We start from the raw sequence: 13800 nt of genomic DNA on the forward strand, positions 1-13800 counted from the left end.
TGAATTTTGAAAATCTGTCACAGATTATCGCGCCAGCCAGCCGCCATCGACATTGAGAATGGCGCCATGCACGTAATCCGCCGCCGGCGACGCCAGAAATACCGCCGCTCCGGCGATATCCTGCGAGTGCCCCCAGCGGCCCGCCGGAATGCGCTCGAGAATGGCCTTGTTGCGGGCGGCATCCGCACGCAACGCCTCAGTATTGTTGGTTTCGATATAACCGGGGGCAATGGCATTCACATTGATGCCCTTGGCCGCCCACTCATTGGCCAGAAGCTTGGTGAGACCAGCCACGCCGTGTTTCGCCGCCGTATAGGACGGCACGCGAATGCCACCCTGAAACGACAGGAGCGAGGCGATATTGACCACCTTGCCGGAGCGGCCCTTCGCCAGCAGCTCTTTTGCGAAAGCCTGCGTGGTGAAAAACAGCGCCTTGAGATTGACGTCCATCACCTCATCCCAGTCGAGCTCGGAAAACTCGACGGAATCGGCGCGGCGGATGATGCCGGCATTGTTGACGAGAATATCGAAACCGGCGTCAGCAAAACTGTCCTTCGCCGCCAGCGGATCGGCAAAATCGATGAGCAGCGCACTCGCCTTGCCGCCATCCTTTGCGATGAGATGAAGGGTTTCATCCGGCGCGCGACGGGCGGCGCAGACCACCTCCGCGCCAGCGGCGGCGAGACCCACCGCAATCGCCTGGCCGAGACCGGTATTTGCGCCCGTCACAAGCGCCTTGCGCCCTTCAAGCGAAAAGGGGTTTCTCATTTCAGATCCCCCGGCTGAATGAAGTCCATGTCGGTGTAATCGACATTGTCGCCGGCCATGGCCCAGATGAAGGTGTAAGAGCCGATGCCCGCGCCGGAATGGATGGACCAGGGCGGCGAAATGGCGCCTTCCTCATTGGAAATGAACAGATGGCGGGTTTCCTGCGGCTCACCCATCAGATGCAGCACACGCGACTTTTCATCCATGCCGAAATAGAGATAGGCCTCCATGCGGCGATCATGGATGTGCGAGGGAATGGTATTCCAGACCGAGCCGTCCTCCAGCATCGTATAACCCAGCACCAGCTGGCAGCTTTCCATGACCAACGGATGAATGAACTGGTTGATGGTGCGCTTGTTGGAGGTTTCCGTCGCGCCCAGCTTGACTTCCTTGCTATTGGCAAGCGTGACGAGCTTGGCCGGCAGGCTGCGATGCGCCGGGCAGGAGGTGATATAGAATCGGCCTGCCCCGTCAAAGGTGACAGCACCGCTACCGGCACCGAGATAAAGCACATCGCCGCGATTAAGCGTGTAGGTCTGCCCGCCCGCGCTGACAGTGCCGCTCTCGCCGATATTGACGATGCCCATTTCGCGCCGGTCGAGGAAGGACGGCGTCTTGGTTTCCTCCACCTTGTCCAGCGTCAGCGGCGCGCCATTTGGCACCGCACCGCCCATGACGAACCGGTCATAGTGTGTATAGATCAGCCTGATTTCACCGGAACGGAACATGTCGTTGGCGAGGAAATGCCGGCGGAGCCCTTCGGTATCCAGCGTCTTTGCATATTCCGGGTTCACGGCCTGCCTTGTTTCGACGGTCAACATCAAACTCATCCTTCATGATTGTTGCGTATGGCACATAATATATGTTATCCGCTTTTTGTACGATCTGTATGACAAGGTCAAGAGGCGCCGCCGTATCTCGACCGCGTTGCAGACGGCAAAGCTCAGGGAGAATGGCAATGAAACGGCTTCTTGTTACCGGTGCGGCGGGCCAGCTTGGCCGCGTCATGCGTGAGCGCCTCGCACCCATGGCCGAGATATTGCGTCTTGCCGATCTCTCCCCGCTCGATCCGGCAGGGCCGAACGAGGAATGTGTGCAATGCGACCTTGCGGATGCGGATGCCGTGAATGCGATGGTTGCCGGTTGCGACGGTATCGTTCATCTGGGCGGCATATCCGTGGAAAAGCCCTTCGAGCAGATCCTTCAGGGCAATATCATCGGGCTTTATAATCTTTACGAGGCCGCCCGCGCCCACGGCCAGCCGCGGATCGTCTTTGCCAGTTCCAACCATACGATCGGTTATTACCCGCAAACCGAGCGGCTCGGCCCCGACGTTCCCGTGCGGCCGGATGGACTTTACGGCGTCTCCAAATGTTTCGGTGAAAACCTCGCCCGCATGTATTTCGATAAATTCGGGCAGGAGACGGCGCTGGTGCGCATCGGCTCCTGCACGCCGGTGCCCAACAATTACCGCATGCTGTCCACCTGGTTTTCCCACGACGATTTCGTGTCGCTGATCGAGGCGGTGTTTCGCGCACCTGTTCTCGGCTGCCCGGTCGTCTGGGGCGCGTCGGCCAATGATGCCGGCTGGTGGGACAATTCGCATCTCGGCTTTCTGGGCTGGAAGCCGAAGGACAATGCCGAGGCCTTCCGGCAGCATATAGCCGAGACGACCCCGCCGCCGGACCCGAAGGATGCGTTGGTGCGGTTTCAGGGCGGCACGTTTGTCGACAACCCGATCTTCAAGCAGAGCTGAGTGATCAGCGGGATTGCAAGCCGGGCCGCGAATAACGTATCGAGGACTTCCGGAAGCAACCCCGCATCCTTTTTAGAACGGCGACACAGATGACAAAAGCGACAACCTCCGAACCGGCAGCTCCGCAAGCCAAGACGCTTGTGGTGAAGGTTTCGGAGGAACTCCGCAGCCAGATCGCCAAGGGCCGTTACAAGACGGGCGACCGCCTGCCATCAGAAGCGCAGCTGACGCAGGAATTTGGGGTGAGCCGCACCGTGGTGCGCGAGGCCATCGCCTCGCTGCGCTCCGACGGTCTGGTCGAGCCACGTCAGGGCGCCGGCGTCTTCGTGCTGGAGCCCGCACCCGTCGAGCGGCGGCCGTTTCACAATATCGATCTCGCCCGGGTTTCCTCGCTGATTGAAATGCTGGAACTGCGCACCGCCGTGGAAGGCGATGCCGCCGGTCTTGCCGCCATTCGCCGCTCGCCGGCACAGGAAGAAAAGATCATCGAGGCCTTCGATGCCTTCCGCGCCAGCGCCGCCAGGGGCATTCCGACAGCCGAGGCCGATTTTGCCTTTCATCTTGCCGTGGCCGAAGCGACCAACAATCCCCGCTTCAGCGAGTTTCTGCAGGTGCTTGGCCCAACCGTCATTCCGCGCCGTGCCGTAGCTGATAATGGCGCAGAAACCGTGCTTTCACCCGCCGATCTCAGCCGTCTCGTCGGCGAGCATGAAGCGATCCTGATCGCCATACAGGACGGCAACGAGGATGCGGCGCGAAGCGCCATGCGCAACCACCTGAAAAGCAGCCAGACGCGTTATCGCGCCATGCTGCGTGCGCCGCGCTGAAAATCAATACTGCAAGACAGAGGAGAACGACATGCAGCAGCTTCCCAAATTCCCCACCGTTTCGCCCGATGACGGCGTGGAACGCACCGTGCTTTCCGAAGCGCCCGAGCTGATGGTCGTGTCATTCCGGTTCAAGACCGGCGCGGAAGGCAAGCTGCACAGCCACCCGCATGTGCAGTCCACCTATGTCGCCAGCGGCAGTTTTCGCTTTTACCGCGACGGTGACGCCTATGACCTGCAGAAAGGCGACAGCCTTGTCGTTCCCGGCCATATCGAACATGGCTGCCTGTGTCTGGAAGAGGGCGAGCTGATCGACTGCTTCACCCCGCGTCGCGACGACTTTCTCTGAGCCGGCGCTTAGTTCGCGGATAAATCCCTGAGAGTGCGTGGCAGGTTGTTCATGCACTCCGCACCTGATGATGTGACGAGGAACTGGTCCTCGATCATCAACGCCCCCAGCCCTTCGCCATAGAAGGGCGCTTCAAGTGCGACCACCATGCCGGGAAGGATGATTTCCGGATTGCCATGGGAAAAGAACGGCCATTCCTCGATACCGACCCCGCCGCCGACGGAATGGCCGAAATGACCGCGATAATATTCGCTGAAGCCGTCCTTGCGCATCGAAGCCAGCATGGCGGCGTGCACCGCGCCGAATGTATTGCCGGGGCGGAGCGCTTCCAGTCCACAGGCGAAGGCTGCCTCCAGCGCCTTGAAAATATCGGCAGCAAGAGCCGAGACCGGCCCCCATGAGAAGGTTCTTGCGCCATCAGAGGAATAACTGTCTACCAGCGTGCCGACATCGGCCTTGATCAGTGCGCCCGGTGTGACCGCCGCCGTCATATCCGACAGGGCCGGACCGACGGAAATATAGTCCCAATGCCCGCTCAGCGAAAAACCGGATTTTGCGGCATGTGCCTGCGCGCCGGATTTCCAGGCGGCGGAAAGTTGACCAAGCGCTACTCCCGGTCGAACGGCGGCTGCCATCTCGACCAACCCTGCCTCGGCGGCGGCTGCCGCCTGCTTCAGAAGTTTGATCTCGCGTTCGGATTTCACCGCCCTCAGACGTCTCAGCACCATCGAACCATCAACCCAGTTCACGTCGGGCAGCGCCTGCCGCAGCGCTGAAAAATCGGCGGCGGGCATGAATTCAAGGTCCGCACCAATGCGCGCCGCAGACAGCCCGCGCTCCCGCAAAAGATCGGAGAGCAGGCCGAAACAGGCGGCACGATCGAATGTCTCCGGCCGCGGCCCACCGGAATTGTTGCGGCGATAGGCATCATCCACCTGCGCGACAGTTTCCACACCCGAAAGATCGACCATATCGATCCAGATGCGATGGCAGCGCAGATCTATATCAGGCGCCGCCTTCCCGACGAGCGGGGCGGCATGATCGCTGACGACGGCGGCGAGCCCTGCCCCGGCATCAGCCGGCACCAGCGCGATTGCCGAACCCGCCCTGCCCCACATGGTCGCCACGCCGGCATGCGCACCGACGGCATAACGGAAGGCTTCGGGCTGGAACAGCACCAGCGCGTCGATATCCGCCTCCCGCATCAGCTGCTGCGCACGGCTTCGGTCGATATCGCTCATGGGAACCCCGGTGATTGTTTGGCGGCAGGTTTGTGAACCTACGCTTTAGCAGTCACCGGGAGAGGAAAGAAGGTGGAAGATGACATCTCCACCCTGAGAATCGTCAGTGGAAGCGAGCGCTTACCGCTTGTTTCTTCTCCCCGCCGGGGAGAAGTCCGCGGCAGCGGGATGAGGGGGCGAGCTCTCCGAAATTCGGCAACGTTACCCCCTCATCCGACCCTTCGGGCCACCTTCTCCCCCTCGGGGAGAAGAAATATGCCGCAATGCCTTGCCCTATCCGAACGAGCGGCGGATAAATCCGCCGCTCATTGTCTTTCAAGCCTCCAGCCACTTCACCTGCTCACCGGTCAGCACGATATCCAGCGCCGAAAGGCTATCCTCCAGCTCCGCAATCGTGCGCGGTCCGATCAGCGGGATGACCGGGAAAGGCTGGGCGATGACATAAGCGAGCGCGATGTGGATCGGGTGGCGGCCCAGTTTCTGCGCAAGCTCGATTGCCCGGTCACGGCGCACGAAATTGCGATCTGAATACCAGACGCGGACGATTTCCTCATCGTCATGCTTGTCGCGCCCTGCCCGGTCCGTGAAGAAACCGCGCCCCTGGCTGGACCAGGCAAAATTGGGGATCTGGCGCGATTGCAACCATGCCTTCCACTCATCGTCAGATGCCGCAACGCAGCCCGCCCAGATGGGATCAAGCATTTCGGCAAGCGAGAAGTTGTTGGAAAGCGCGCCGGGCGCCTGTTTGCCGTTCTTCTGCGCGTAAGCCGCGGCCTCGTCCATGCGCTCGCGCGTCCAGTTGGAGCCACCGAAAATGCCGCGAATGCGCCCGCGCCGAACTTCGGCATCCATGGCATCGACGAACTCGCCGACCGGAATATCCAGATTATCGCGATGCATGAAATAGGCATCGACATAATCCGTCTTCAGCCGCGCGAGCGACTGATCGAGCTGCTTTGCGATCATGTCAGGATAGCAGAGCGGCGAATGCGCACCCTTGCCGATCAGAACGATCTCCTCACGCGGCACCTTGCGGCTGGTCTGCCAGTCGCCGAAGATCGCCTCGGTCCTGCCTGCGCCATAGACATAGGCCGTATCGAAGAGATTGCCGCCCGCCTCATAGAAGGCATCCAGTGTCAGCGATGCGGAGGCGAAATTGGGGAAGAATTCGAAACCGAGCGCGACCACGGAAGCGGGTTTGGCAAGGCCCGGAATCTGCCGCTTCGGCACTGCGTTTCCGGCCACGACCTTGCCGCCGGTAATATTGGCAACGCGCGACGTTGCTTTTTCGACGCTGTATTCCAGCCCGACGGAAGCGCGCCATTGATCCATGACACGAAGATTGCCGAGGCTGTCGGCCCAGGCCATGCCGGGTGCATCAAATTCCTTTTTACCCTGCCGTATCGCTTCGCCCGCCGCATCGACCTCGAAGGAATAAAGCCAGCGATCCTCCGGCAATTCGATGGTTTCGACCTTGTCACCCCTGACGATATCAATCCGCCCGGTGCCGCCCTTGTGGCCGGCAGCAAACCAGAAATCCTTGACCTCGATGCGCCCTTCCGAGCCGATGATGCGCAGCACATTATCCTGCGCCGCCATGATCGAGCATGAGACTTCGGCGACGATGCCGTTTGAGAATTTAAGCACGGCGGAGGCCCATTCATCGACGCCCGACTGGCCGAGATGGGCGGCGCCCGCCACCTTTTCCGGCTCGGCAAAGGGTTTTCCGTCCACGGCGCCGGCGATCATCCGCACCATGGAAACCGGATAACCGCCGACATCCAGAATGCCGCCGCCCGCCATTTCATTGGCGAAAAGCCGGTGATCGGCCCGGAACGAGCCCATGTTGAAACCGAAGCTGGAGCGGATGATGCGGATATCGCCAACCGCACGGCTCTTGACCAGTTCCAGCAATTTCGCCGTCTGCGGGTGCAGGCGATACATATAGGCTTCGCCCGCGAAGACGCCGGCCTTTTTCGCCTCGTGGAAAATGGCGTCGGCATCATAGGCGGAAAGCGCGATGGGCTTTTCCACCAGTACGTTTTTACCTGCCCGGATCGCCTTGATCGCCCATTCGGCATGGCCGGTATGGGGTGTGGCGACATAGACGGCATCGATATCGGGATCGGCCAGCAGCGCGTCGTACCCATGGATGATGCGCGCACCGGGGAAGGCCTCCGCAAGGCCGGGCTTGTCCGGGTTGCGGGTGGCGATGGCCTCTAACCTGCCGGTGCGGGAATGGGCTATGCCATCAGCAAAAGTCCTGGCGATGGTGCCCGGGCCGATGATGCCCCAGCGGATCGGTTGTTCGGTCGTCATGAAATCCTCGTCCTTCATATCAGTCTTGGGTGCTTGGGAAAGGGTTCAGCGCAGGCGTTCGCCCTTGCTGTCGAAAAGAAAGGCCTTGCGGGCGGAAAGGCCGACCGTCAGCCGGTCGCGATTGCCGACATCGCGCGATTCCGGCCGTTCGATGATCAGCTGCTCGCCGCCTTCGGTTCGGGCATAGACATAGCTGGTATTGCCGAGATGCTCGGCGACATCGACATGAACGGTGAGATCGGCATCACCTTGCCCCGCATCGCAAAAATGTTCTGGCCGGATGCCAAGCGAGACCCTGGTGCCGTCGTTCAAACGGTGTCTTATCGGCAGGTTGAGCCGCACCGCCGGATCGCTGTCGAGCGCGAGCGTAACGTTCTCCGCACCGCTGCCGATGATGGTAGCGTCGAGAAAATTCATCTTCGGCGAACCGACGAAACCGGCGACAAAACGATTGGCGGGGTCGTCATAGAGATCGAGCGGCGCTCCGACCTGTTCGATATTGCCCGCCCGCAGCACCACGATCTTGTCGGCCAGCGTCATCGCCTCGGTCTGGTCGTGGGTCACATAGATCATCGTCGTGCCCAGCTGCTTGTGCAGCCGCGAGATTTCCACGCGCATCTGCACCCGCAGTTCCGCATCGAGGTTCGACAAAGGCTCATCGAACAGGAAGACCTGCGGTTCGCGCACGATGGCGCGGCCGATGGCGACACGCTGCCGCTGGCCGCCGGAAAGCTGTTTCGGCCGGCGCTCCATCAGCTCGTTGATCTGCAGGATTTCGGCGGCGCGGTTGACACGCTTTTGCGTATCGGCCTTCGGGTTGCCATTCATTCTAAGGCCGAAGGACAGGTTTTCGGCCACCGTCATATGCGGATAAAGCGCATAGGACTGGAATACCATGGCGATGCCGCGGTCTGCCGGATCGGCATCGTTGACCGTCCTGCCGCCGATGCTGACATCGCCATCCGATATGTCTTCCAGCCCGGCGATCATGCGCAGCAACGTGGACTTGCCGCAACCGGAGGGGCCGACGAAGACGACGAACTCACCATCGGCAATATCGAGGTCGGCGCCATGGATGACTTCGAGCGCGCCATAACGCTTGACGACGTTCTTGAGCGAAAGTTCCGCCATGCGGCCTCCCTTACTTGACTGCCCCGGCGGAAATGCCGGCGATGAAATGACGTTGCAGAGCCACGAAAACCACGAGGATGGGCGCTGTGAGCAGCACCGCGCCGGCCATGATGCCGCCCCATGACACTTTGGTGAGCCCGATGAGGGTGCCAAGCGCCACGGGTGCGGTCATCATTCCTGGGCGGGAATTGATGAGAAGCGGCCAGAGATAATTGTTCCACGAGGCCAGGAAGAGAATGATCGACAGCGCCGCCATGGTGGGACGCGCCAATGGCAAAGCGATGCGCAGGAAGATTTGCCACTCCTTGACGCCCTCCACCCGTGCCGCATCGAAAAGCTCGGTCGGCATCATCGAGAAGGATTGCCGCATGAACAGCACGCCGAGCGAGTTGAACAGCGGCGGCACGATCAGGGCCACCCAGGTATTGGCGAGCTTGAATTCACGCGCCACCATGATGAATTGCGGAATGACGACGACCGCGAAAGGCAGGGTTATTGTGCCGAGAATGATGGCGATCACCACGCCGCGCCCGGCAAAACGATAACGCGCCAGCGCCCAGCCCGCCATCGACGTCAGGAACACCGAAAGCACCGTGTAGATGACGGCGACGGTGATCGAGATGAACATGGCCCTGAGGAAGTTAGTGTCCGCCTGCAGGTTGTTGAAATTCTCGACGAAGTTGGTGGAGGGCACCAGCACGATATCGGGGCTGAAAATGCCGTAATCCGGCATGGTCGAAAACACGAACATCATCCACAGCGGAAACAGCCAGATGATGGCGAGCGGTGTCAGCGCCGCGTGCAGCGCGATCTTCTGCCAGAAAAGCGATCTCGATTTCGATCTCATTTCGGCTCCCTCCCGACCCAGAGATTGAGGAGTGAAATTGCGATGGCGAGCGCCGCCATGGTGTAGGCAATGGCCGAGGCGTAACCGAAATTGAGCGAAGTAAAGCCCTGCCGGTAAAGGAACAGCCCCAGCGTTTCCGTGCCGCCGCCCGGCCCGCCCCTGTTGGTGATGAGGAAGGGTTCGGCAAAAAGCTGCATGGTGCCGATGACCGACAGGACAACGCAGAACAGGATGATGGGTTTAAGCAACGGCAGGGTGATATAAAAGAACTGCTGGCGCTTGCTGACCTTGTCCAGCGTCGCCGCTTCATATACATCGCCGGGGATCGATTGCAGCCCGGCCAGAATGATGATGGCGTTATAACCCGCCCAGCGCCAGGTCACCGCGATGATGACGAGCGCCATGGCCGCATTGGCATTGTCGAACCACGAGATGGGCGAAAGGCCAACTGATGTGATGAGCTTGTTGATGATGCCGAAATCGGCGCTGAACATCAGCCGGAACACCGCCGCATAGGCCACCTCGCCGACAACGACAGGCGCAAAAAAGGCAAAACGATAAAGCGGCCGCGCCTTCAATAGCGGCGAGTTCAGCAGCACCGCCATGACGGTGGCAAGCGCGATCATCACGGGCACCTGAATGACCAGAATGATCAGCGTATTATAAAGCGCGTTATAAAAGGCCGGATCGGAAACGAGCCGCCCCCAGTTCATGGAGGGCGCAAACCGCCACGGGTTTATGCGCGTATTCTGGAACGACAGCATGAACGAGCTGATGATCGGCCAGACCCAGAAGGTGGCGAAAATCAGGAGATAGGGCGCAAGGAACGCATAAGCGATCCTGTTCCTGGACGGCATGACGACCTCCATGTGCCGGACGATGGCCGGATAAATGGAAAAGCTTCAGAAAGAGCGCGCCCCTATGAGGGGAATGCCTTTGCAAAACGGCGCGGCCTATTTCTTCTCCCCGAGGGGGAGAAGGTGGCCCGAAGGGTCGGATGAGGGGGCTAGCTCTCGATTTATCACTAACGTCGCCCCCTCATCCCGCTGCCGCGGACTTCTCCCCCTCGGGGAGAAGAAACTTGTGGCACCCGCTCGGCCCTAACCGCTGGCTTACTCCGCGACGGGCAGCCCCGTCGCCGTTTCGATCTGCTTTGCGGCAAGCCCGGCCCCGGTTCTGGGGAAGTGCCGTCGCAAAACGGTGCGGCATATTTCTTCTCCCCGAGGGGGAGAAGGTGGCCCGAAGGGTCGGATGAGGGGGCTGGCTCTCCGGAAATCGCTACCCTCACCCCCTCATCCCGCTGCCGCGGACTTCTCCCCCTCGGGGAGAAGAAATTTGTGGCACCCGCCCGGTCCTCGCCGCCGGCTTACTGCGCAACGGGGAGCCCCGTCGCCGTTTCGATCTGCTTGGCCGCATCATCGAGCGCCGCTTTCGCATCGGGATATCCGCCCGCGAAATATTTCGTCTGCGTCGCCTTGTAGATCGCATCCGCATCCGACTGGAACGCCGTGCCGCGGCTCGGCACGATCTTCGGCAGGGTGGCGAGAATATCGGTCCACACCGCCTGCCCGCCCCAATAGGGCTGCTTTTCCTTGACGAAAGGATCGTCGATGGCGGACAGCAGTGAGGGGACGAGACCGAAGGATTTCAGCATCGTCACCTGCCCTTCATTGGTGGTGAGCGCGTAATCGATATATTTCCACGCGGCTTCCTTGCGCTCGGATGTCGAGCTGATCGCCAGCGAAGAGCCGCCGAGATTGGCGGCATGCGGACCATCCGGCGTCAGGCTCGGCATCAGATACACGCCCCATTTGCCTGAAAGATCGGGAGAGCCGGAACGCACCGTGCCTTCATACCAGGCGCCATACATCTGGCTTGCAGCCTTGCCGGCCGTGTTGGCCTGGATTTTTTCATCCCAGATCGCCGCCGTGATGATGCCGGCATCCTTCATCTCCTTGACCTTTTCAAGGGTCGCGACGCAGGCAGGCTTGTTGATGGTGATGTTCTGGCCATCGGTCGAAAAGTAACCGCATCCCTGCTCATTGGCGATCATGCGGAACCATTCGCTGTCGCCGTTGAAATCGGCCTGCGCCATGACGGTGCCGGGATTGGCGGCCATGACCTTCTTGCCGGCAGCAATGAAATCATCCCAGCTCTTGATGGTGGCCGGGTCGACACCTGCCTTCTCATAGAAGTCGCGGCGATAAAAAACCGCTACAGGGCCGGAGTCCCACGGAACCGCATAGGCGACGCCGTCAACCTCCAGCTCCGTGCGTTTGAAATCCGGGAAAAGCGCCTGTTTCTCAGGCGTGTAGCCAAGCTCGGTCAGATTGGCGAAACAATCGGGAAAGCGGCTCCAGAACAGTTCCGCCTCGAAATTCTCGATGGTGACGATATCCGGAAGACCATCGCCACCGGCTGCGCAGGCGGCCAGCGTCTTGTCAAAAACCTGATTGTTTCCAAGGTCTTCAACGACGATCTTGATATCCGGATTCTGCTTGTTGAAGCCCTCTACCGTGGATTTCAGCGCAGAAGCCGCGACATTCCAGCTCCAGATGGTGACGGTTTCGGTTTGCGCGAAAGCCGGGGCTGCGAGAAGCAGCATGGCCGTAGACGCGCCAAGAAATTTCAAGCACATTGAAAACCTCCCTTTTTCAATTGCCGTTCTTCAGCGAACATGGGCACATTACCGGCGGCAGGAAATCTGTCTCGTAAAAAGGGAACATCGATTTGGCGGAAAGTAAGATTGCTGAAAGAGCCTTCTACCAGCCGGGTGCAAGCAGCATCGAAGGCATGCCGACAACGCTTCAGCTTTTTCACAATCACCCGCCCATCATGCTCAGGCCCCACTGGCACGCGCAGGTGGAAGTGAATTACGTGATGTCGGGATCGGTGCATTATCGCATGGGCGATCACGACCTGACGCTCGATGCCGGCCAGATGTGCATTTTCTGGGGCGGTCAGCCGCACCAGATGGACCATTCCTCAGACGATTCCTTTTACGCCGGCGCGCATCTGCCACTCGTGCATTTCTTCCGCATGCGGCTGCCCGCCGCCGTTTCCAGCCTGCTGATGGGTGGTGCGACGATGGTGAGTGCTGAGACCGACCGGGCGGATGCGGAAAATTTTGGCCGCTGGTTCCGCTACGTCACGTCGGGGGATCCGGCGAAAGCCCAGCACGCGGTAGAAGAACTGCTGCTGCGGGTGGAGCGGATGTTCCTTGAACCCTACTCCGTCATGTCATCCGCCGCCGATGGCAAACGCAGAGAGGATGACGAGGGCATGGCGCCCTCCATCGGCGTGGTGCGCATGTGCGATTTCATCGCCGCCAATTTTCTCGACGATATCGACGCGACGGAAATTGCCCGCGCCGCATCGCTTCACCCGAAATATGCGATGAACCTGTTCCGCAAATCCACCGGCATGACGCTGATCAAATATCTGACCCTGCTGCGGCTTTCACGCGCACAGGCAATGCTGATGACGGGCAAGGACAATATCCTGCAGATCGCCATGGAAAGCGGCTTCGGCTCCGTCAGCGCCTTCAACAAGGCGTTTCGCCAGATATCAGGCATGTCGCCTTCGGATTTCCGCCGCGATATGCGGGCGACAGCGGCTTAATCTTCGATGTCTTCGAAATCGGAAAAAGCAGCACTGCGCTGTCGCGCCGCCTGCCGATAGGCTCGTGGCGAACTGCCCAGCATCCGCCGGAACATGGTCGTAAAGGCCGGGATGTTTTCATAACCCGCATCCAGCGCCACATTGGTCACCGCCTCGCCGGCAGCGAGCCTCGGCAATGATGCGAAAATGCAGGCCTGCTGGCGCCAGGTGACGAAGCTTACCCCCATCTCCCGGCGGAACAGGCGCGTGAAGGAGCGGCGGCTGATGCCCATGACTTCGGCCCAATCGTCGATCTCTACCCTTGCGACAGGCTTCTTCAGGAAGTCACGGCAAAGCGCGGCCAGACGCTGGTTATCGGGGAAAGGCAGCCCCAGCGGCCGTTCCGGCAGGCGGTTTACCTCATCCAGCAAAAGCGCCCGCACAAGACCCTGCCGGTGGAAAGCCGACGGCTGGTGCTCCTCGGCCAGCAGTTCCGAAATCAGGCTGGAGGCGAGATCGGTTATTTCCACCACCCTTGGCGCACCGGCATGGAAAAGGTCCGGGTGCACATAGATCGAGTGCATCTCCACCGTCGAGATGGTTTCCGCTTCATGTTGCAGCCCGGCGGGAATAAGCAATCCATGACCGGGCGGTATCATCCAGCGGCCATCCGCGGTGCTGACCAGCACGACACCCCGCCGGGCACACCAGATCTGCACGCGGCTATGGCTGTGGGGCGGGGTCCGGTGTCCGGTGGGGTAAACACGGCAAAGCGCCAGCACCGGCTCATTGGTGCCGTCGATCAATTTCAGACTGCGTTCATGCTCGTCAAGCGTCAGTCCCGAAGGCTGCCGCGATTTGATTTTTGCCATTTGGCCCACTCACAAAGAAAATCGTCCAGAACACAAATGCAGGCCAGAAACAATATGAATAAAAGCGGGAAGAAATAAAGACATGTTTCC

At 60.2% G+C, this 13800-nt stretch carries 13 protein-coding genes; 4 read left to right on the top strand and 9 right to left on the bottom strand.

Annotation, left to right across the window (positions count from 1 at the left end):
- Positions 1-24: 24 nt before the first annotated feature.
- Positions 25-768, bottom strand: coding sequence for a 2-dehydro-3-deoxy-D-gluconate 5-dehydrogenase KduD (kduD, locus tag CFBP6623_RS15785; RefSeq protein ID WP_046800400.1), 744 nt, complete (start codon positions 766-768; stop codon positions 25-27).
- Positions 765-1589: a 5-dehydro-4-deoxy-D-glucuronate isomerase gene (kduI, locus tag CFBP6623_RS15790; RefSeq protein WP_046800399.1), complete on the bottom strand. Its 825-nt coding sequence runs from the start codon at positions 1587-1589 to the stop codon at positions 765-767. Before kduI ends, kduD begins: the two co-directional genes overlap by 4 nt.
- A gap of 137 nt (positions 1590-1726) precedes the next feature.
- Here kduI and CFBP6623_RS15795 point away from each other — a divergent pair, with 137 nt between their 5' ends.
- From CFBP6623_RS15795 to CFBP6623_RS15805, 3 genes are all read left to right on the top strand, one after another.
- Positions 1727-2524: an NAD-dependent epimerase/dehydratase family protein gene (locus tag CFBP6623_RS15795; RefSeq protein ID WP_046800398.1), complete on the top strand. Its 798-nt coding sequence runs from the start codon at positions 1727-1729 to the stop codon at positions 2522-2524.
- An 89-nt stretch (positions 2525-2613) separates the two neighbouring features.
- Entirely contained in the window at positions 2614-3351 is a 738-nt protein-coding gene (locus tag CFBP6623_RS15800) for a FadR/GntR family transcriptional regulator (RefSeq protein WP_046800397.1), read from the top strand.
- A 31-nt stretch (positions 3352-3382) separates the two neighbouring features.
- Positions 3383-3700, top strand: coding sequence for a cupin domain-containing protein (locus CFBP6623_RS15805; RefSeq protein WP_046800500.1), 318 nt, complete (start codon positions 3383-3385; stop codon positions 3698-3700).
- A gap of 8 nt (positions 3701-3708) precedes the next feature.
- Here CFBP6623_RS15805 and CFBP6623_RS15810 read toward each other — a convergent pair whose 3' ends face one another.
- The 6 genes from CFBP6623_RS15810 to CFBP6623_RS15835 form a co-directional block, all read right to left on the bottom strand.
- Positions 3709-4941, bottom strand: a complete 1233-nt coding sequence (locus CFBP6623_RS15810; protein WP_046800396.1) for a M24 family metallopeptidase — start codon at positions 4939-4941, stop codon at positions 3709-3711.
- Positions 4942-5256: 315 nt separating this feature from the next.
- Positions 5257-7260 (bottom strand): aldo/keto reductase, encoded by a 2004-nt coding sequence (locus tag CFBP6623_RS15815; protein WP_046800499.1) that lies wholly within the window; start codon positions 7258-7260, stop codon positions 5257-5259.
- A gap of 45 nt (positions 7261-7305) precedes the next feature.
- The gene (locus CFBP6623_RS15820; protein WP_046800395.1) at positions 7306-8391 is read right to left on the bottom strand and encodes an ABC transporter ATP-binding protein; all 1086 of its coding nucleotides are present in this window, start codon (positions 8389-8391) and stop codon (positions 7306-7308) included.
- A 10-nt stretch (positions 8392-8401) separates the two neighbouring features.
- Complete coding sequence (locus CFBP6623_RS15825) at positions 8402-9238, bottom strand: carbohydrate ABC transporter permease (RefSeq protein WP_046800394.1); 837 nt, start codon at positions 9236-9238, stop codon at positions 8402-8404.
- Positions 9235-10095 carry a carbohydrate ABC transporter permease gene (locus CFBP6623_RS15830; RefSeq protein WP_003523586.1) on the bottom strand — a complete coding sequence of 287 codons (861 nt, stop codon included), beginning with the start codon at positions 10093-10095 and terminating at the stop codon, positions 9235-9237. The genes CFBP6623_RS15825 and CFBP6623_RS15830 overlap by 4 nt, the downstream gene beginning before the upstream one ends.
- A 509-nt stretch (positions 10096-10604) precedes the next feature.
- Positions 10605-11876 carry an ABC transporter substrate-binding protein gene (locus CFBP6623_RS15835; RefSeq protein ID WP_046800393.1) on the bottom strand — a complete coding sequence of 424 codons (1272 nt, stop codon included), beginning with the start codon at positions 11874-11876 and terminating at the stop codon, positions 10605-10607.
- Positions 11877-11968: 92 nt separating this feature from the next.
- On the opposite strand from CFBP6623_RS15835, the gene CFBP6623_RS15840 reads away from it, so the two are divergent.
- Positions 11969-12859, top strand: a complete 891-nt coding sequence (locus CFBP6623_RS15840; RefSeq protein ID WP_046800392.1) for a helix-turn-helix domain-containing protein — start codon at positions 11969-11971, stop codon at positions 12857-12859.
- Here CFBP6623_RS15840 and CFBP6623_RS15845 read toward each other — a convergent pair.
- Positions 12856-13710: an AraC family transcriptional regulator gene (locus CFBP6623_RS15845; protein ID WP_046800391.1), complete on the bottom strand. Its 855-nt coding sequence runs from the start codon at positions 13708-13710 to the stop codon at positions 12856-12858. The two genes, CFBP6623_RS15840 and CFBP6623_RS15845, sit on opposite strands and share 4 nt — an antisense overlap.
- Positions 13711-13800 lie beyond the last annotated feature (90 nt).

Origin of the sequence: Agrobacterium tumefaciens, assembly GCF_005221385.1 — a bacterium.
Lineage (GTDB): Bacteria > Pseudomonadota > Alphaproteobacteria > Rhizobiales > Rhizobiaceae > Agrobacterium > Agrobacterium tomkonis.